We start from the raw sequence: 17,781 nt of genomic DNA, 5'->3' as shown, positions 1-17,781 counted from the left end.
ATTGGCCGGCGGCTCAAGCGCTCGAGCCAAGCCTCCCCAAGGGCTTACAGGACTGGGAGTTGTGACGAACTTCGGTGAACTCCCAGTCCCCCTTGAGGATTCCGCTACTCGTCGATCGCCGCGCCGAACTGGCCGTCGGCCACCGGTGCACCGAGGCTCGCCCCGTCGTAGGTCCACGAACCCTTGGCGATCAACCCCGACGACGAGGCAGGAATGACCCATACGAAGCCGTCGTTGGTGTTCTCACCCGGCGCCGCAGCCAGCAGGCCGAACAGACCGTCCTTGTCGGCGTCGATCAGCCGCACCTGGCCGCCCCAGTGGTCCGAGGGCTCCGCCGCGCCGGGAATGCCGGCGGAGTTCTGGTCGAAGCTGCGTGCCCCGGTCGCCGTCAGCCCGCCCGGTGCGCCGCGCAGCGTCCACACCGCACCCGCGTCGGCCACGGAGCCCACGTCCTCCCCGGGCGCGCCGATCGCGAGGTCCGGGCGACCGTCGCCGTTGGTGTCACCGGATGACAGCTCGGCGCCCCACCGGTCGCCGGCCTCGGCAGTGCCGGGGACGCCGGGGGAGTCCTGCGTCCACGTCTGCGCCGGGGTCGGGTCCAGGCCGGAGAGGTCGCCCTGGCCCAGGTAGACGGAGACCGATCCACCGACGGGCGAGCCGACGCCCGTGTCGCCGATGGCCAGGTCGTCCTGGCCGTCATGGTTGAAGTCGCTGGAGACGACCGCGGGACCGCCTTCGAACGCGCCGCCGTCACCCAGTGCCTCGACGCTGGGCGCGCCGTGCAGCACCTGGGTGGCGCCGATACCCGGCTGGTCGCCGGTGGTCACTCCGGAGATCGCCAGGTCAGCCCATGAGTCCTCGTTGTAGTTGCCGTGGCTGAGGCTCCGGAAGGCGAAGCCGCCGGTCTTCAGCGGGTTCACGTCCCGAGCCCGGACACCCGTGTCCACCGCCTTCAGATGCCGGGCCGCCACCTCTGGCGAGGCGGTGAAGAACAGCAGCGTGTCGTTCTCCAGGAAGGCGATGCTGTCGCGCAGGTTGGCGTCCGGGGCCGCCGGGTCCGGGGCGAAGTACCGGGCCGCTTCGACGGCCAGACCGAAGTTCGCGCCGGCCCGCAGCTGGGTGGGGTCCTGCAGCCAGGTGTTGTCGTTCCCGTGCAGCCCGCTCGGCGAGCCCCAGAAGACGAGGGAACCGCCCGCGTCGGACAGTCCGGCCAGGTCTTCGCCGGGGATGCCGACGATCGCGTCGTCGTAGCCGTCGTTGTCCAGGTCACCGGAGGCCACGGCTCTGCCGAAGCCGTCGCCGGCCTCGGCGGCGCCCGGGACGCCCGAGGTGTTCTGGTGGAGGACGGTCTTCTTGGTGGTGCTGAGGCCGCTTGATGAGCTGTACTGCACGGTGATGTACCCGGCGGCCTCGGCGCCGCTGACTGTGGCGCCCGGGGCGCCGATCAGTACATCGTCGAACCCGTTGCCGTCGTAGTCGCAGTTGTGCTGCTGCCAGCCGATGGACGGAAAGGCCACAACGGCCTGCGCCGCGGGAGCCGCGATGATCGCGCTGCCGCCCAGGGTGAGCAGTGCCGCGGCCGTCAGGGCCGCGCTGTTGATGTGACGCACCGGAGAGAATCTCCTTCGCTTCTGGATTGCCATACGGTGTCCCGCTGAGCCGCGCTGCCTTGTGCGGGGGCGGCGCAGGTGCACGGTCTCCCCGGCTGACGGCGAAGCGCAGAGCAGGGCAGCAGGGCAGGGGGAGAGGGGCTTGGGCAGGTGCCCGGGGAGGGCCGCAACACCACCGCGCCCGCCAAGAAGCGATATGAAGTCATGCGTGGCCTCCTCCGTGGGACAGTGCGGTGAGGGCAACGCCTCCTTGCGCTCACCCAGAAGACACCCCAAGTTCGTGCAGGGTTGTAGTGAGCGCGCCGACAGTCGTCGCGTGCAAGGCCGCCCATGCGGACGGAACCCGTCGCTGGCGTACCCGACTTACCCGACTGTCACGGGGCTGTGATGCCGGGTCACCCGTCGGTGGGGGAGAGGGATCTGCCACCAGGCCAAGGACGTTGGGTCCAATGGACAGGGCGGCCAGTGCAGAGCCGATGTGCCTGCGCCGCGCGGGGCCTGCGTCCAGGGGTGCTCGTCGGCGACGGAACAGCAGGTCCCGGACCGGGAATCGCCACCCCGGAGCGGGACAGCCGCAGGCGGGTTCGCGCGTTGCGCCGACCGGGCCGGGGCCGTGGGGCGGGCGTTGGTGAGTGTCAGGTCCATCATGCCTGCTCGGACGTGGTTTGCGGTAGGACGGAGCGCACGTCCGTTCGGGCTTGTCGCAGGTGGTGATCCGCCCGCAGACTCGTCGTCATCCACTCTCCGGCGTTCGTGCCGGCATCCCCTCTGGGCTGCCGGCGCGTTCATTGTGCTGTCGCGTCGTGCGGCGGTTTCGGGCCGGGGGTGGTGGAGCGAAGGGGGTTCGGTGGATCAGGACATGGTTTTGCGGGCGAGGGTCTTGCTGCTGAGTGCCAATCGGCGGGTGGTGCGCGGCACCGAGGGGTTGTGGATCTACCGGCTTCTGACGCAGGTCGAGCCGGAGGCGTACGGGTCGAAGCTGGCGTACGTCCTGGTGGAGGCCAGCGACTCGCCCTTGGTGCGGGAGTTGCCTGAGCAACGGCTTGCTCTGTTGGACGAGGCGGTGGCGGTGGCGAGCGCCCTGGGCGCCTCGAACCCCTACCGGGCGAAGGTGTTGGCGAGGGCGTTGGCCGCCAAGCGGCGGGAGTTGAAGGGCCGCCCGGCGACGTAACGGGCTCACGGAGGCTCCGGTGGCCAAGTCCCGTAGTTCGTCTGGCGGTTCAGCGGGAACGGCCGTACCCGGAGCCACCGGGTTCTCCGAATCCATCCCGAAACGTCCGTCCCGGCCCGCGGCGGGCTGCTGCGAAGCGGTCGTCCGCCCCCTGCTACTCCGGGAGGCGGGGGCCGGGGCGTGGGCGTGGGCTGGTCCGGCCGAGCGCCGGGCTCGATCGTCGCAGGTGCTTCTCCAGGAACGCGATCTCCGCCTCGACGGCCTGCTCGTGTGCCTCGAGGAAGGGAGCGTAATGACGGCCTGGGAGGTGAAGTACCTCGGAGTCCGGTGCGTTGTGAGCCGCCCGGACGGCGGGGCCGGGAAGCGTGCTCTGGTCCTGGTCGCACACGACCACCAACAGGGGGCACCGGATGCGAGAGGCGTGGCGGCCGGGCCGGTACCCGCCCAGCTGTAGTGCGATCCGTGCGGCGACCGTCTGCTCCCAGTCCGGGTAGCGGTGGTCGGGATCCAGTGCCCGGTCCCCGTCCATGGCGTCGGCTGTGGTGAGCGAGGCGACGGCTCCGCGTACTCCGGCGGTGGGGACGAGCAAGGGCGGCCGCCCGAGGAGGCCGCCGAGCGCGTCCGAGATGCCTCGGCCGAAAAGGCGGAGGAATGCGAGAGGTGTCATGGAACGCAGCGCGTGCGGAGCGAGTGCACGGCCGTCGACCAGCGGTGACTGGGCGATGGCGGCGGCCGGTCGCGGATTTTCCGCCGCGACGTGGAGGATGTGGCCGCCGGCGAGGGAGAAACCCCAGAGCGCGATCTTGTCGGGATCCACGTCGGGCAGGTCCGCTGCGCAGTCGATCGCGGCGTGCCAGTCGGCCCGTTGTTCATCGAAGCGGACGACCTGGCGCGGCGCGCCCCCGCTCTCCCCGAACCGTCGGTGGTCGAAGGCCAGGACGGCGAAACCGGCGTCGTTGAATCGCTGCGCGAAGCGGTCCGAGGCCGGCTCCTTCGTCACTGCGGTTCCGCCGGCCATGATCACGCAGCCGCCGTTGGTCCCTGGGTAGTGCCAGGCGGCGCACGTGGTGTCGCCGCTGGCGAAGCGTAGTTTTTCCCGTTCCGTGAAGGCGGGCACATGGACCTCCGTGGTGGTTTCCGTGGTTCCTGAGGGCGCTCCTGGCTCGGGTCCGGCGACGCACGTCAGGGAATGAGTGGTGCGGATGACATCCATCGTCGGGCGTGGTTACCGAGACAGGCGTCGCAGCGGGACGGAATGAGCGAAACTTGTCTCCATGGCGCGCGTATCGGCGGATTCCGTCCTGAGCCTCACGGATCAGCGGCTGGTGGCCGCTCTGCAGTGCGATGGCCGTATCGCCGCGGAACGGGCGGCCCAGGTACTGGGTCTCAGCCCTACGACCGTGCGCCGCCGTCTGCAGACGCTGAGCGCCGACGGCACCGTGCGCGTGGTGATCTCACCGGTCGCCCGGCCGCGCAACGGAGGCTCTGCCGGGGCGCTGTTCCTGCGCATCCGGGTCCTGCGAGGAAGGCTGGACACGATCGTGGCCGCGCTCGCCGCGCGCGATGACATCCCGTTCATCGACGTCAGCACCTCGGGTGAGGAGATCTTCGCGGTAGCCCGTACCGAGCCGGGTTCGCGCGACCCGTTGGTCTTCCGCCAGCTGCCCTCCACCCAGGCCGTCACGTCACTGGAGAGCGCCACGGTGCTGCATGCCTTCCGGCTCACGTCCGAGTGGCGTCACCACGTCCTGACGGCGCCTGAACGTGCGGCCCTGAGCCCGGCCGAGCCGGTCGCCGGGCAGACATCTTCCGGATCCTCGGGCCCGTACGGCGTCGACACCGATCCCCTGGAACAGTCGCTCATCGACGCGCTCGCTCCCGACGCGCGCCTCTCCGCCGCGGCGCTGGCCGTGCGGACGGGACAAGCGGAGAGCACCGTGCGCAGGCGCATCGCCCGGCTGGCGGCACAGGGCCGTCTGGTCACCCAGGTCCTGGTGGACACGCGCCGTCTCGGGCTGCCCATCGAGGCCAAACTCCTGTTGCACGTGGCCCCCGACCATCTGGCAGCCGCGGGGAAGGCGCTGGCCGACCATCCCTCGGTGCATGGGGCGTTCGCGACCACGGGCCCCTCGAACCTTCACGCGGCCGCGTACTTCAGCGACCTGACCGCCCTCTACGACTTCCTCTCCCGCGACCTGGTCGGCCTGGGGATCACCCGTGTCGAGACGGCCATCGTCGGCCGCGCCGCCAAAGGGCGCGGCACGGATGCCTGACCGGCTCCGGCGCCGCACCGATCGACGACGTCCCGGCCAAAGTCGCCGCCGGGTGCATCGTCATCACGGTCAGACGCCAACTCTGACCCGCGCCTGGCAGCGTACGGCGGCGATACGCGGCGCCCGAAGCCCTTGCACGTGCCGTCCCGGAGGACGCCTTCACTCCACCGTTTCATCGAGGCGGATGCCGAGCCGGTCGGCCACGGTGGTGAGGGCTGTTCCCAAGGGGAGCGCTACCCGGGTGAGGGCGTGCCGGTCGCCCCGGGTCGGGTCCCGGTTGACGATCAGCACCGGCTTCCCGGCCTCGGCGGCCTGGCGGACGAACCGGAGCCCGGACATCACCGTGAGTGAGGAGCCGAGGACCAGCAGCGAAGTCGCCTCACGGACCAGTCGGCGGCAGTGCTCGACCCGCGAGGGCGGAACGGCTTCGCCGAAGAACACCACGTCCGGTTTGAGGATGCCGCCGCAGACCGTGCAGGGCACCACGTGGAAGTCGCCGACCTGCTCATCGGTGAGGTCGGCGTCACCGTCCGGGTTGATCGCCGCGGTCACCAGGCCGAAGCCCGGATTGACCTCCTCCAGGCGCTGGGCGAGTTCGCGGCGCGAGCAGGAGGCGCCGCAGGAAAGGCAGACGACCCGGGCCAGGCTTCCGTGGAGTTCCACGATGCCCCCGGTTCCGACGGACTGGTGCAGACCGTCGACGTTCTGGGTGATCACCCCGGAGAGCAGGCCGTGCCGTCCGAACGCGGCCACGGCCCGGTGCCCGTCGTTGGGGCGGGCGCGGCCGAAGGTTCGCCAGCCGAGGTGGCTGCGCGCCCAGTACCGCCGGCGGGCTTGGGCGCTTGCGGTGAAGTCCTGGTAGGTCATCGGGGTGTGCCGGCTCAGGCTCCCGCCCTCGCTCCGATAGTCGGGGATGCCCGACTCCGTGGAGATGCCCGCCCCGCTGAGAACCAGCACACCGCCGGCGCCGAGCGCGTCGGCGACCGGCTCCAGGTCCGTGGTGCCCGGCGGCAGGTCCTCGGCAGGGGTCCAGTTCAGAGTGGGACGCATGCGCATGTCGCCAGGGTACGGACACGATGACACGATGCGCGGGTCCCGGCCTCACGCCGGTCTCCTCCGCCGGCGGACCGTGGACCTCCGCGGCCACTTCACACGCAGACCGGGATCCGCGGAGAACCGCCGGGCCGCCGGTGTGCCAAAGCCGAGATCGCGCTCTTCGTGCCACGCGACCAAAAGACGCGCCTGGTGACAGGCCCGCTCCCACGCCCCACACCCGTACGCGACCTGGTGCCCCGACTCCCACCTTTCCCCATCCACGGGCCGAACCGTACCCGGCCGACCGCATCGCACCTGGATCGCCGAGTGGAACACCGACGCGAAGCCGTACGTGTGGGCGAAGACGGCGGACGGAATCCTCGAACGCCTTGAGCCAGGGGCCCTGTTCGGACAACTGGCGTGTCGGTCGGATCACGGGGTCGTGCAGATCGGAGCCTGTTGGACGCCGGCCGTTCGGGATCAGGAACGTGGCTGCAGCCAGTGACGTGCGGCGGCCAGCGTCACCTCGATGTCGTCGCTCCAAGAACAGACTTCCAGCCACGACAGGTAGCCGGCCTGCGTAAAGACCAGGACCTCACCGGGGTACTCGCCGGCCGCGGTGACGAGCTGCGCTTCGGCCGCCACGACAGTGCCGGGGCCGGTGGGTGCGGGCTCCACCTCGCTGGTGTCGAGTTCGAAGTAGGCGGTACCGCACTCGCACGAACAGCGTGCTCGCACGCTGAGGTGCGGGACCTGCCTTCGGAGCGCGGCATGAACGGGACTGTCCGCGTTCAGGACTGCCGCGAGTACGTCGGCTACGTCGGCGGGCAGGTTCTCGGTCATCCCGGCACGGTATCTGACCAGCAGATTTTGGCGTCGAATGCCCGATGCCCGACGCCCGTTGCCGCTCGGTCGGCGGCGTGTTCGCGTCTCCAGGACCCGGCGGATGCCGACGCCGACGAGGCAGCCGTCGATGACCTCCGGTCGGTATCGCAGCATCTTGAGCTTGCGCTTACGGCGCGGGTGATCTGGCTGAGGTCGTGGGGCACGTCTCGTTGACGCGCTCGCCCTGGCAGAACTCGGTGAGTCTGCCAGGGCGAGTCGGGCCAGTGCGTTCCCGCGCGGTCATCGGGTTGTGGTCGCCGGCCCGATGACAGTCGGCTCTCCGGCCTCGAACTCATCGAGGTCGGCGCGGGAGCGTGGTGGCCGGGAGAAGCGGCGGGTCAGCGGGTGAAGGTGACTCGGTTCTCCTTGAGGGAGGCGCAGTTGGAGCCGGACACCTGGGTGTACACGTTGTTGATGTGGCCGCCCCAGTCGACGCAGTGGCCCTTGCCGTACACGTAGGCCGGTCCCGCGTACGAGGTGTACCGCCCGTAGTCCTGGTCGCCCTCGTCGGTGTCCGGGACGTAGATCCATGTGGACATGTCCACGGCGGTGCCCGGGTTCTGGCGGATGGTCGCGACGCAGTTCTTGCCGTTGGAGGCGTTGTACGTCAGGTAGATGGTGCCCAGTGAGCCGACGGGAGCCGAGTTCACGGTCTTGTAGGCACTTCCGCAGACCTTCTGCGGCGTGGTGTTGGGTGCGGCCGAGGCGGGCACCGCCAGAGCGGTCGTGGCCCCCACCGCCAGGGCGGCGAAGGCGGTCGCTGTCAGGACAGAACGGTGTAATCTCATATTTCCCCCTTGTGACCTTTGGAGACGGTTGCTCCTGCCTGGTGTGACCCGCGGGACGCCGGAACGGTTGTGCAGCGGCCGAAAAATATGTGCGGCCTGAGCATCGTTCGTACGGGGGTGTCCGCATTCCAGGAGTCCTACGTGTTCACGCCGAGCGGGAATGAACGGGGCAACAAGGGGACCGGAGCCACGTGATCGGCCTCGTGAGCCGCACGGGAGCTTCGGTTGCCGCAGGACACATGGGAAGTGGGGCCGCCCGGAACGTCTCCGGGCGGCCCCACTTCTCGCAGGGCGCTGTGAGGTCAGGCGCGGTGGTTGTCGTAGTAGCCGCCGACCTGCTCGTGATAGACGGCGTCGCCGACGTGCTTGTCCCTGTCGAACTCGGGGGAGTCCTTGATCTGGTCCTTGGTGAGGGCGACGTAGATCTTCTGCTCGGACTGGTCGACCCTCTGCACGGTGCCGGCCGGCAGCAGGACATGCTTGCCGAAGATCCACACGCCGGTGTCGACGACGAGGTACGAGGAGCTGACGTCGTCCGAGTGCTTGTCGACCTTCCCGATGCTGCCGTCGGTCGCCTCGACCTTGTACCCGGTCAGATCGGTTCCCGCGATGTGGCCGGTGGTCGGCTGGTAGCCCCAGATGCTGTCACTCATAAAACGGCTCCCTCATCAGAATTCTTTACTGCCCGCCGCGGAAATGCGGAGTCCGAACAGACATCGCAAGATTTCGCGACGCTTCCTCGGGCCGCCGGGTGCCCTGCCCTCCGCACCTCACACATGTGTGCCGGCAGGAAATGCGGAGGGCCGGAGGCGCCGTGCTGGAGGCCATGGTTTCCGGCGTCACGGACCTCCGGCCACAGTTCCTGACTACCCCGAAATCGGAAGAATCACCACTTTCGTCCCACCGGCATCAGGGAGATGGCACAGGTGGGCCCCGACGCCGTGGCGTCGGGGCCCACCTGTGCCGATGTGTTGCCGCGGTCTGTCTACCAGCGGTACCAGCGGCCCCGCTTGCCGCCGCTCGCCGCAGGGCGGATCACGAATCCGAGGACCCACACCACCAGCACGATGACAGCGATCCACCACAGGGCCTTGAGTGCGAAACCGGCACCGAAGAGGATCAGGGCGAGCAGAAGAACGAGAAGAACAGGAACCATGGTTATCAACCTCCGGTCCCTCGTGTGCCCTGCGGGACGATCTCCATTCCCACGGATCTCGCCCCTTCTTACGGTGCCCGGAGCGGTGAGGAATTCTGGTTTAGGAATGGAATACGGGGTGACCCGAGAGGGCGGGAATTGTCCAGAGCCGGACTCTCGGGCAGGACGGGGTGCGAGTCGTTGTGGCTGCGGACGAGAAGGCTCGGCCGCCTCCCGCCTCCGCCTCCCGCCTCCCGCCGGGATCTGTGCTGTCCGGCGCCGGCGGGCGTCAGTTGTTCTGCTCGGTGGTGTGCTCCCCGGAGCCCTGGCTCGTCGGCAGCAGGTACTGCAACTGTGTGTACCGCTGGGCGCAGGCCGTTCGCGCGATGGCCTCGGCGACCGCGTCGGCGAGGGTGCGGGACGATTCGCTCAGCAGGGTGCGGGCCTTGTCGGTGAGTGCCACCTCGACGCCGCGCCGGTCGCCGCACGCGGAGTTCTTGGTGATCAGTCCCGCGTGCTGCAGGCAGGCCACCTGGTAGGTGAGCCGCGTCTTGGGGCGGCCCAGCAGTTCCGCGATCCGTGTCATCCGCAGGCTGGAGCCGGGCTGATCGGCGAGCAGGCACAGCAGCAGGAACTCGTCGTGCGAGATCCCCGTTGCGTCCTTCACCCGTGAGCGGAGCTGCTGCTCGATCGTGCCGGCCGCGGCCAACAGCTGCATCCAGGAGCGCAGTTCGGCGGGCAGGAGCCCGATGTCGTCCGACGGCTCGCGTTCGGGCTGGTCGGCGGGGGCGGGAGAGTCAGCCATGGTGTCACAGTCTAACGGTTGTCCATTTTTGGATAACCCGCTAGCGTAGAGTCATCCAAATTTGGACTACTGGTCGCGGTCCCGGCACTCAGGTCGCGGATGCGGCTTCCCCGTTCCTTGGTCCTTCCTTTCCTCGACTTTTCTGGAGAACTCCCATGACCGTCGTCATCGAAACCGGCCTGTGGCAGCTGGATCCCGCCCGCTCCACCGTGGCCATCGCGCATCGGACGATATGGGGCCTGGTCACGGTGAAGGGCACGTTCGGCAACGTCACGGGCGAGGGCGAGATCAAGCCCGACGGGAGCGTCCACGGTGTTGTCAGCGTGGACGCGGCGTCCCTGGACACCAGGAACGCGAAGCGGGACGAGCACCTGCGCGGCAGCGACTTCTTCGACACCGAGAACCACCCGACTCTCACTTTCACCGTCCAGGGCGCGGCGGTGCCCCAGGGCGACACCGCCGAGATCACCGGCCAGCTGACCGTCCGGGGTGCCGGCAGCCCGCAGACCGTCACCGCCCACGTCACCGCATCGAGTGACGACGCGATCAGCCTCACCACGGAGTTCACCGTGGACCGGGAGCAGTTCGGGATGAGCTGGAATCAGCTGGGTATGATCCGCGGCCTGACCACTGTCACCGCGACGCTCACCTTCGCCCGTGCGGTCGTCTGAAGAGCCGACGTGCTCACCCCCTGACCCGGACACCTGAACAGCGCATGCGCGCCGCCAAGGCCCGGGCCGTCCGGGCGGAGCCGGGCACGGAGCCTGGGGCCGGGCCGGCGCACCCCAGGTGCCCGGCCGCCTCCACCGCCCCCGGGGAACCGGCGTGACTGCTCGTGCCCGCACCGGCGGTGTCCCGCCGGATGCGGATCAGCCGCCGGATCAGCCGCTGTACGGGGCCGCTACGTCCAGGACCCAGGTCACGCCGAAGCGGTCGGTGAGCATGCCGTACAGCGGTGCCCACTGCGACGGTCCCAGGGGCTGTGTCACCGTCGAGCCCTCGGCCAGCTTCTGCCACAGGGCACTGATCTCGTCGGTGTCGTCACCGCGCACGGAGACGAAGAACGGGTTGCTGCCCTGGTCCCAGGGCAGGTGGGAGGGCACGTCGTAGGCCATGACATGGAAGCCCTGGTCGCCCGCCACCTCGCCCCACACGATCCAGTCCGCCTCGTTCTCGTTCTGCGCGTCGCCCATGTCCTTGTACGCGACGGCGGTGACGCGCCCGCCGAAGACGGACCGGTAGTGGTCCAGCGCGGCCCGTGCGTCGCCCTGGAAGTTCAGGTGGGTGGTGGTCGTGACGGACATGGCCTTCTCCTTGCTCGTGGTTCGGCGAGGTGCGCCGCCGCAGCGTCAAAGCCCTGCGGGTGGCAAGCGGCAACCTCGTGGCCAGAGGCTGTGGCCTCTCTGGCGGATCTCGATGTTCACCGTTCCACGGGTAGCGGACAGGTTGTGTCCTGCATTGCGGGCAGGATGGTGAGCATGCAAAAGACGTCCTCGCGGCTGCTTGCGCTGCTCTCGCTGCTCCAGACGCATCGCGACTGGTCCGGTGACGACCTCGCCGAGCGGCTCGACATCACCCCGCGCACGGTGCGCCGCGACATCGACCGCCTGCGGGAACTGGGCTACCCGATCCGCGCTTTCAAGGGGCCCGCCGGTGGCTACCGCCTGGATGCCGGCTCGCAACTGCCGCCGCTGCTGTTCGACGACGGCCAGGCCGTCGCCCTGGCCGTCGCCCTGCAGTCCGCGGCCGCCGGCACCGTTGTCGGCGAAGACGCCGCACGGGCCCTGGCCACCATTCGCCAGGTCATGCCGTCCCGGCTGCGTCAGCGCATCGACATGCTGCAGGTCACTGCCGTCCCCTCACCTGAGAGCGGCAACGCCTCCCCGGTCGGCCCGCAGCTCCTCACGGAGCTGGGCCGCGTGATCCGCGCCCGTGAGGAGCTGCGCTTCGATTACGGGCACGACGCCACTGCCCCCGCCGAACAATCCCGCCGGACACAGCCCCATCCCGCCGAACAACCCCGCCGGACACAGCCCCACCACCTTGTCACCTGGCGCGGCCACTGGTACCTGATCGCCTGGGACCTCGACCGGGACGACTGGCGCACCTTCCGCGTCGACCGCGTACGCCCCCGCACCCCGACCGGCCCGCGCTTCACCCCACGGGATCTCCCCGGCGACCACGTGGCCGCGTTCGTCACCGGCCGATTCCGGGGAACCGACGGCTCGACCGCCGACTGGCCCTGCCGCGGCGAAGTCATCCTCGACCTCCCGGTGCAGGCTGTGGCCCCCTTCGTACGGGACGGAATCGTCGACGAACTCGGCCCCGACCGCTGTCGCCTCACCCTGGGCTCGTGGTCGTGGACCGGCCTTGCCGCCACGATCGGCCGCTTCGACACCGACATCCAAGTCGTCGGTCCACCACAACTGACCCGTGCGTTCGCCGAACTCGCCGCGCGCTGCGCCAACGCCGCGACCTCATCGGCCCCGGCCCCAGGCGCCGAAACCTCGCGCTGAGGCCCCGTCAGACCGACGGCGTACCTCGCCGCATCACGCTGCCGCTCACACGCCACCCTCCTGTGACGCCCGGGCGCCCCGTACTCCGTACCCCGTACCCCGTACCCCGTACTCCGCACTCCGCACTCATCCGGGTCACCGGGCGCGCGGACACCACGACCGGGCGGCAGGGTGGTGGTGCCGACGCCGCGGAGCACCGATCGGCACCGCCGCCCGGACCACGGCATCGTCCGCTGCCCCCGTCCCGGACGAGGGGCCCTTGAGAGCACCCATGCAGGAGGTTTCGTGCACGACAAGCCGCTCCTCAAGAGCATCGGCGAACTGCTGCGCCGACGGCACGGCTCCTCACACCGCACCCGGCAGGCGGCGCCGGACGGGTTCGCCCTGGACGCCATGACGGTCGCCGGGTTCACCGCCGGCACGCTCGGCCCCGAGGACGAGGCGAGGCTCGCCGACGAAGTGGCCCAGCTCCTTCCCCACCACTGGGATCTGCCCACCAAGTCGGTGGAGGCGCTGACCCCGCTCGTCGACCACCTCGGTGGCCAGCAGGAGCTGATGGCCTGGCTGGACCGCCACCCCGGGCGGCCACGGCTGATCGCGCGGATCTACGTCCTCCTGGGCCATCTCGACCAGTACAGCGAGGACCCCGCGGTACTTGCCGCCGTGCGGCACGCCAGAGCCCAGGACCCGTACCCCGTCGGCCTGCGCGGCTATCTGACGCCGGAGACCAACGACGAGACCCTGGGCGGTCTCGCCTTCCGGATCGAGGAACTCCTCGGCGACAACCGCGAACAGGACGCCACCGCACTCGCCCTGACGACCGCCGACTGGCTGCGCCGTGCGGCGCGGAACGCCGACACCCCGAGCGCCGACCTCCGTGAGATGGGCGAACTCATGGACCACATGCACCAGGACATCAGCGAAGCCGCCGCCCCACCCTCCTGAAAGGGTGTCTGCACCACACCTGTGCACCTGTCTGATCCCGGCGTGGCCCGGCAGAGCAGCGAGGGGCCCGACCATGAACCGGTCGGGCCCCTCGCCAGGCACCGTAGTGCTGCAGGCCGTCAAACACGGCGCGGACGCTCACTGGATGCCGCAGGCGCTCGCCGGCGGGCGCGCGGGGACGGCAGCCTGCCGAGCACTCCGCAAGGAGCTCTGGCTAGGCCAGACCGTATGCGGAACCGCACTGCTCCTTGTCGCCCTTCACGGCGCAGACATTGACGACGATCGGGGTCCCCTCCGCGATGTTGCCGGTCTTCCAGCCGGAGTTGTAGTACGCGGCGTGGCCACGCGTGGTCGCCTTGCGGTATCCGGCCGCGTTGGACTGCGCCGCCGCTTCGGCCTCGATGCCCCAGCCGTCGGCCAGGATGTCGCGGACCTCGAGGGCGTCCCCCGGGATGGCCGGGGTGACCGAGTTGTCGGGGTCGGCGTTCCAGTCCGCGAAGCCCGCGCGCACGTGGTTGTTGTAGACCTCGATGCTGTAGTTCTTGCCGTCCCTGTCCACGCTGAACGTGAAGTTCGGGTCGGCGGCGGAAGCATTTCCGGCTCCCGAAATGACTGCGCCACCCGTCAGGCTGGCCACGGCGACAGCGGTGCCCAGGAATCGCTTGAAGTTCCGCACTTTTTGAGAATCTCCCGTGATGAAGGGCGCCTTGGTCAGAGGGGCCCGGGGTCGGGGGCCGCCAACTGATGCAACGCAACCCCCCGGTCCACATGATCATACGATGCGCATGACAACCGGTGCCGGCTCGTTCCGGACCGGGCCCTTGGTACACGGCGCCACGCACGTCCACGCACGTCCACGTGCGCGGCGAGCTCGCGTAAGACCACACACCATGCGTGCATCCAGGCCGTGTTGCTCACCGGATCCCATGCGCTGCGGCTCCGGGCGGGGTTGTCCGGCGGGCGCGTACGGGGCTGTCTGCCGGCGGGATCTGAACGTGGCTCAGGCGGTGCTGTCCGGAGTGGTTTCAGGCTTGGTGTGGAGGATCTCGCGGGCTTGTTCCGCGGCGCGGGCGGTGCTTTCGGCGACGAAGTCGAGGAAGCGGGCGATGTTCTCGAGGCGGGTGCCGGCCGGGGTGTCGGGGCCGAGGACGCCGACGCCCTGCCGTGCGGTTTCGACGAGTTGGGCGGTGGAGCGGGCGCTGGCCATCATCGACTCGTACCAGACGTCGTCGTCGACGACGTAGCGCTCGCGGCGGCGTTCGTCGCGCTCCCGGCGCACCAGGCCCTGGCTGTCCAGGAACGCGATCGCTTTGGAGATGGACGCCGGGCTGACCTGGAGGCGCTGGACGAGTTCGGACGCGGTGAGGCTGCCGGTGTCGGTGAGGGTGAGGCAGGCCATCACCCGGGCCATCATCGTGGGCGCGCCGGTGGCCATGATGACGTTGGTGAACACCTCCTCGTACGCGCGCACCGCTTCGGCGTCGCGTCCGTGGGGCTGCGGGAGTGCTTCCGCTGCCCGGGGTGCGGCCTGTTTGCGCCGGTGGGCGCGGCGTTCGGTGGCGCGGTGGGCCATTTCGGCGCGGTAGGCGGTGGGGCCGCCGTTGCGCATGACCTCGCGTGTGACGGTCGAGGTCGGACGGTCCAGGCGTCTGGCGATCTCGGCGTAGGCGAGTCCGTCGGCCAGTCCCAGCGCGATCTGCTGGCGTTCCTGCTGGGTGAGTCTGCCGCCCGGCATCGCGGTCTCCTTCGTCGGTCTGTGATGTCTCCACTATAGCGTTCACTCGCAATTCATTGCAACGAGTCTCGCGCGAGAGTGTTGCGTTAGGCGCTAGGCCATTGCAACAACTTTCGGCTATCTGCCTGCAGCGATGGCGATTTGATGCAACAACAGTGTTGTCAGGTCTATGAATGCAACGTAGCGTTTCTGTCATCGGAAACAGCGGGCCGGAAGGGCGCGCGACACCGGAGAAGGAGAGCACGATGCAGAAGTTCGACACCCCCGCCCCCGTCTCGGCCGTCCTCGACATCCCCGCGGGACGCATCCAGTTCATCGCCGCCGACCGCACCGACACCACCGTCGAGGTCCTGCCCGCAAACGCCTCCAAGAGCCGCGACGTGAAGGCCGCCGAGCAGATCCGGATCACCTACGACGACGGTGTCCTGCGCATCGAGGCCCCGGAGGCGAAGAACCGGATCCTCGGCGCTTCCGGGTCCGTCGAGGTCACCGTCCAACTGCCCGTCGGCTCCCGCATCGAGGCGAAGGCGGCCGCCGCCGAACTCCGCGGCGTGGGACGCCTCGGCGACGTCGCCTTCGACGGCGCGCACGGCTCGGTCAAGCTCGACGAGGCCGACAGCGCCCGCCTCACCGGCCTCGACGCCGACATCACGGTCGGCCGCCTGAACGGCCCCGGCGACATCAGCACCCACAAGGGCGACCTGAACATCACCGAGGCCGTACGCGGCACGCTCACGCTGAGCACCCAGAAGGGCGACATCACCGTCGGCGCCGCCCGCGGGGTCTCCGCCTCCCTGGACGCCGGCACCACCTACGGCCGGATCGACAACACCCTCAAGAACACCGACCCCGCCCCCGGCCTGACCATCCACGCGACCACCGCCCACGGCGACATCACCGCCCGCAGCCTCTGAAGAAGGAGCACCTCCCATGACCAACCTGGCCATCGCGGCGCACGGGCTGCGCAAGTCCTACGGTGACAAGACCGTCCTCGACGGCATCGACCTGACGGTCCCCGAAGGAACGGTCTTCTCCCTGCTCGGCCCGAACGGCGCCGGCAAGACCACCGCCGTCAAGATCCTCTCCACGCTCATCTCCCCGGACCCCGGCTCCGGCCGGATCCACGTCGGCGGCCACGACCTGGCCACCGAGGCGCAGGCCGCACGAGCCGCGATCGGCGTCACCGGCCAGTTCTCCGCCGTCGACGGCCTGATCACCGGCGAGGAGAACATGCTCCTGATGGCGGACCTGCACCACCTCTCCAAGAGCGAGGGGCGGCGCGTCACCGCCGAACTCCTGGAGCGCTTCGACCTCACCGAGGCCGCGAAGAAGCCCGCCTCCACCTACTCCGGCGGCATGAAGCGCCGCCTGGACATCGCCATGACCCTGGTCGGCAGCCCGCGGATCATCTTCCTCGACGAGCCGACCACCGGCCTGGACCCGCGTTCGCGGCACAACATGTGGGGCATCATCCGCGAACTCGTCACCGGCGGCACCACGGTCTTCCTCACCACCCAGTACCTGGAGGAGGCCGACGAACTCGCCGACCGCATCGCGGTGCTGAACGACGGCAGGATCGCCGCCGAGGGCACCGCGGAAGAACTCAAGCGCCTCATCCCCGGCGGACACGTCCGCCTGCGCTTCACCGACCCGGCCGCCTACCGGTCCGCCGCCTCCGCACTGCGCGAGGCCTCCCGCGACGACGAAGCCCTCGCCCTGCAACTCCCCAGCGACGGCAGCCAGCGCGACCTGCGCACCATCCTCGACCGACTCGACTCGGCCGGCATCGAGGCCGACGAACTGACCGTGCACACCCCCGACCTCGACGACGTCTTCTTCGCCCTGACCGGCACCACCACCGTGCCCAACCAGCCCAAGGAGGCTGTCCGATGAGCTCCTTCTCCCTCGCCGTGCGCGACTCGTCCACGATGCTGCGCCGCAACCTCCTGCACGCCCGCCGCTACCCGTCGCTCACCCTGAACCTGCTGCTCACCCCCGTGATGCTGTTGCTGCTGTTCGTCTACATCTTCGGCAACACCATGAGCGGCGGCGCGGGCCGCTCCGCCTACATCGCCTACATCGTCCCCGGCATCCTGCTCATGACGATCGGCTCCACCGTCGTCGGCACCGCCGTGTCCGTCGCCACCGACATGAACGAGGGCATCATCGCCCGCTTCCGCACCATGGCCATCCACCGCGGCTCCGTCCTGTTCGGACACGTCGTCGGCAGCGTGCTGCAGGCGACCATCAGCGTCGTCCTCGTCGGCGCCGTCGGCGTCGCCATGGGATTTCGCTCCACGGACGCCACCGCCCTGGAATGGCTGGCGGCATTCGGACTGCTCGCACTCTTCGCCCTGGCCTTCACCTGGATCGCGGTCGGCATGGGCATGGGCAGCCCCAACGCCGAGGCGGCCAGCAACAACGCCATGCCGCTGATCCTCCTGCCCCTCATCTCCAGCGCCTTCGTCCCCCTCGACTCCATGCCCGGCTGGTTCCAGCCGATCGCCGAGTACCAGCCCTTCACCCCCGCCATCGAAACCCTGCGCGGACTCCTCCTCGGCACCGGGATCGGCAACAACGGATGGATCGCCCTCGCCTGGTGCCTGGGCCTGAGCGTCCTCGGCCACCGCTGGTCGAAGGCACAGTTCAACCGCGACCCCAAATAACCCGACATGACAACGCGGGCTCACCCGCACACCCGTTCCACCCCAGGGCGGCGCACCCCGACACCCCGTCGGAGTACGCCGCCCCGCGCGTCAGGGGCGCCGCCCGTAGCGCCCCGCAGCCGGCGGACATGCGCGGCGCCTCTCCCCGCCTGTCTCCGGCAGAGCGTTCACCTTCAACTCATTGCAATAGCCAGGATGCGGGACGTTGCATTACCCC

General features: G+C 69.6%; 19 protein-coding genes. 8 read left to right on the top strand and 11 right to left on the bottom strand.

Features of this window, described 5'->3' with window-relative positions; genetic code table 11:
- Positions 1-104: 104 nt before the first annotated feature.
- A complete protein-coding gene (locus tag ABZX90_RS25985; RefSeq protein WP_355208555.1) occupies positions 105-1,610 on the bottom strand; it encodes an FG-GAP repeat protein in 1,506 nt (501 codons plus the stop codon).
- 847 nt (positions 1,611-2,457) lie between these two features.
- Here ABZX90_RS25985 and ABZX90_RS25980 point away from each other — a divergent pair.
- Positions 2,458-2,781, top strand: coding sequence for a hypothetical protein (locus tag ABZX90_RS25980; protein ID WP_355208552.1), 324 nt, complete (start codon positions 2,458-2,460; stop codon positions 2,779-2,781).
- A 154-nt stretch (positions 2,782-2,935) separates the two neighbouring features.
- Here ABZX90_RS25980 and ABZX90_RS25975 read toward each other — a convergent pair whose 3' ends face one another.
- Entirely contained in the window at positions 2,936-3,781 is an 846-nt protein-coding gene (locus ABZX90_RS25975; RefSeq protein WP_355208549.1) for an alpha/beta fold hydrolase, read from the bottom strand.
- A gap of 274 nt (positions 3,782-4,055) precedes the next feature.
- On the opposite strand from ABZX90_RS25975, the gene ABZX90_RS25970 reads away from it, so the two are divergent.
- The gene (locus tag ABZX90_RS25970) at positions 4,056-5,054 is read left to right on the top strand and encodes an Lrp/AsnC family transcriptional regulator (protein WP_355208546.1); all 999 of its coding nucleotides are present in this window, start codon (positions 4,056-4,058) and stop codon (positions 5,052-5,054) included.
- Positions 5,055-5,213: 159 nt separating this feature from the next.
- Here ABZX90_RS25970 and ABZX90_RS25965 read toward each other — a convergent pair whose 3' ends face one another.
- The 6 genes from ABZX90_RS25965 to ABZX90_RS25940 all read right to left on the bottom strand — a co-directional run bounded on the left by ABZX90_RS25965 (position 5,214) and on the right by ABZX90_RS25940 (position 9,702).
- Positions 5,214-6,110, bottom strand: coding sequence for an NAD-dependent protein deacetylase (locus tag ABZX90_RS25965; RefSeq protein WP_351134771.1), 897 nt, complete (start codon positions 6,108-6,110; stop codon positions 5,214-5,216).
- Between the two features lie 459 nt (positions 6,111-6,569).
- Entirely contained in the window at positions 6,570-6,932 is a 363-nt protein-coding gene (locus ABZX90_RS25960; RefSeq protein WP_351134772.1) for a hypothetical protein, read from the bottom strand.
- A gap of 380 nt (positions 6,933-7,312) precedes the next feature.
- The gene (locus tag ABZX90_RS25955; RefSeq protein WP_351134774.1) at positions 7,313-7,762 is read right to left on the bottom strand and encodes a spore-associated protein; all 450 of its coding nucleotides are present in this window, start codon (positions 7,760-7,762) and stop codon (positions 7,313-7,315) included.
- A 302-nt stretch (positions 7,763-8,064) separates the two neighbouring features.
- On the bottom strand, positions 8,065-8,415 hold the full coding sequence (locus ABZX90_RS25950) for a PRC-barrel domain-containing protein (RefSeq protein WP_355208541.1): 351 nt from the start codon (positions 8,413-8,415) through the stop codon (positions 8,065-8,067).
- Between the two features lie 332 nt (positions 8,416-8,747).
- Positions 8,748-8,918 (bottom strand): hydrophobic protein, encoded by a 171-nt coding sequence (locus ABZX90_RS25945; RefSeq protein ID WP_328557713.1) that lies wholly within the window; start codon positions 8,916-8,918, stop codon positions 8,748-8,750.
- Between the two features lie 268 nt (positions 8,919-9,186).
- Entirely contained in the window at positions 9,187-9,702 is a 516-nt protein-coding gene (locus tag ABZX90_RS25940) for a MarR family transcriptional regulator (protein WP_351131288.1), read from the bottom strand.
- A gap of 155 nt (positions 9,703-9,857) precedes the next feature.
- On the opposite strand from ABZX90_RS25940, the gene ABZX90_RS25935 reads away from it, so the two are divergent.
- Positions 9,858-10,373, top strand: a complete 516-nt coding sequence (locus ABZX90_RS25935) for a YceI family protein (RefSeq protein ID WP_351131290.1) — start codon at positions 9,858-9,860, stop codon at positions 10,371-10,373.
- Between the two features lie 210 nt (positions 10,374-10,583).
- Here ABZX90_RS25935 and ABZX90_RS25930 read toward each other — a convergent pair whose 3' ends face one another.
- Entirely contained in the window at positions 10,584-11,006 is a 423-nt protein-coding gene (locus ABZX90_RS25930) for a VOC family protein (protein WP_355208537.1), read from the bottom strand.
- A gap of 174 nt (positions 11,007-11,180) precedes the next feature.
- Between ABZX90_RS25930 and ABZX90_RS25925 the strand changes: the two genes are divergently transcribed.
- Together ABZX90_RS25925 and ABZX90_RS25920 are read left to right on the top strand one after the other, a co-directional pair.
- Positions 11,181-12,218 carry a WYL domain-containing protein gene (locus ABZX90_RS25925; RefSeq protein WP_355208534.1) on the top strand — a complete coding sequence of 346 codons (1,038 nt, stop codon included), beginning with the start codon at positions 11,181-11,183 and terminating at the stop codon, positions 12,216-12,218.
- 285 nt (positions 12,219-12,503) lie between these two features.
- Entirely contained in the window at positions 12,504-13,163 is a 660-nt protein-coding gene (locus tag ABZX90_RS25920) for a hypothetical protein (protein WP_355208531.1), read from the top strand.
- 214 nt (positions 13,164-13,377) lie between these two features.
- Here the strand turns inward: ABZX90_RS25920 and ABZX90_RS25915 are convergent, their stop codons facing one another.
- The gene (locus ABZX90_RS25915) at positions 13,378-13,839 is read right to left on the bottom strand and encodes a hypothetical protein (RefSeq protein ID WP_351131299.1); all 462 of its coding nucleotides are present in this window, start codon (positions 13,837-13,839) and stop codon (positions 13,378-13,380) included.
- A 324-nt stretch (positions 13,840-14,163) separates the two neighbouring features.
- Complete coding sequence (locus ABZX90_RS25910; protein ID WP_355208528.1) at positions 14,164-14,898, bottom strand: helix-turn-helix domain-containing protein; 735 nt, start codon at positions 14,896-14,898, stop codon at positions 14,164-14,166.
- A 245-nt stretch (positions 14,899-15,143) separates the two neighbouring features.
- Here ABZX90_RS25910 and ABZX90_RS25905 point away from each other — a divergent pair, with 245 nt between their 5' ends.
- From ABZX90_RS25905 to ABZX90_RS25895, 3 genes are read left to right on the top strand one after another with little or no spacing between them, the layout of a single operon-like run.
- Positions 15,144-15,812 (top strand): DUF4097 family beta strand repeat-containing protein, encoded by a 669-nt coding sequence (locus tag ABZX90_RS25905; protein ID WP_355208525.1) that lies wholly within the window; start codon positions 15,144-15,146, stop codon positions 15,810-15,812.
- A 16-nt stretch (positions 15,813-15,828) separates the two neighbouring features.
- Positions 15,829-16,791, top strand: coding sequence for an ATP-binding cassette domain-containing protein (locus ABZX90_RS25900; protein WP_355208522.1), 963 nt, complete (start codon positions 15,829-15,831; stop codon positions 16,789-16,791).
- Entirely contained in the window at positions 16,788-17,564 is a 777-nt protein-coding gene (locus tag ABZX90_RS25895; RefSeq protein ID WP_355208519.1) for an ABC transporter permease, read from the top strand. Before ABZX90_RS25900 ends, ABZX90_RS25895 begins: the two co-directional genes overlap by 4 nt.
- The last annotated feature ends 217 nt before the right edge of the window (positions 17,565-17,781 follow it).

It is taken from the genome of Streptomyces sp. NPDC002935, from assembly GCF_040611295.1.
Classification (GTDB): Bacteria; Actinomycetota; Actinomycetes; order Streptomycetales; family Streptomycetaceae; genus Streptomyces.
Note: the sequence above shows the minus strand (reverse complement) of the source record. Positions and strands in the feature narration are given on the sequence as shown.

Coding starts and splice junctions, on each gene's coding strand:
- ABZX90_RS25905 (WP_355208525.1), top strand. CDS start 15,144: ATGCAGAAGTTCGACACCCCCGCCCCCGTCTCGGCCGTCCTCGACATC.
- ABZX90_RS25900 (WP_355208522.1), top strand. CDS start 15,829: ATGACCAACCTGGCCATCGCGGCGCACGGGCTGCGCAAGTCCTACGGT.
- ABZX90_RS25925 (WP_355208534.1), top strand. CDS start 11,181: ATGCAAAAGACGTCCTCGCGGCTGCTTGCGCTGCTCTCGCTGCTCCAG.
- ABZX90_RS25945 (WP_328557713.1), bottom strand. CDS start 8,918: ATGGTTCCTGTTCTTCTCGTTCTTCTGCTCGCCCTGATCCTCTTCGGT.
- ABZX90_RS25965 (WP_351134771.1), bottom strand. CDS start 6,110: ATGCGCATGCGTCCCACTCTGAACTGGACCCCTGCCGAGGACCTGCCG.
- ABZX90_RS25950 (WP_355208541.1), bottom strand. CDS start 8,415: ATGAGTGACAGCATCTGGGGCTACCAGCCGACCACCGGCCACATCGCG.
- ABZX90_RS25935 (WP_351131290.1), top strand. CDS start 9,858: ATGACCGTCGTCATCGAAACCGGCCTGTGGCAGCTGGATCCCGCCCGC.
- ABZX90_RS25910 (WP_355208528.1), bottom strand. CDS start 14,898: ATGCCGGGCGGCAGACTCACCCAGCAGGAACGCCAGCAGATCGCGCTG.
- ABZX90_RS25930 (WP_355208537.1), bottom strand. CDS start 11,006: ATGTCCGTCACGACCACCACCCACCTGAACTTCCAGGGCGACGCACGG.
- ABZX90_RS25955 (WP_351134774.1), bottom strand. CDS start 7,762: ATGAGATTACACCGTTCTGTCCTGACAGCGACCGCCTTCGCCGCCCTG.
- ABZX90_RS25960 (WP_351134772.1), bottom strand. CDS start 6,932: ATGACCGAGAACCTGCCCGCCGACGTAGCCGACGTACTCGCGGCAGTC.
- ABZX90_RS25895 (WP_355208519.1), top strand. CDS start 16,788: ATGAGCTCCTTCTCCCTCGCCGTGCGCGACTCGTCCACGATGCTGCGC.
- ABZX90_RS25940 (WP_351131288.1), bottom strand. CDS start 9,702: ATGGCTGACTCTCCCGCCCCCGCCGACCAGCCCGAACGCGAGCCGTCG.
- ABZX90_RS25970 (WP_355208546.1), top strand. CDS start 4,056: ATGGCGCGCGTATCGGCGGATTCCGTCCTGAGCCTCACGGATCAGCGG.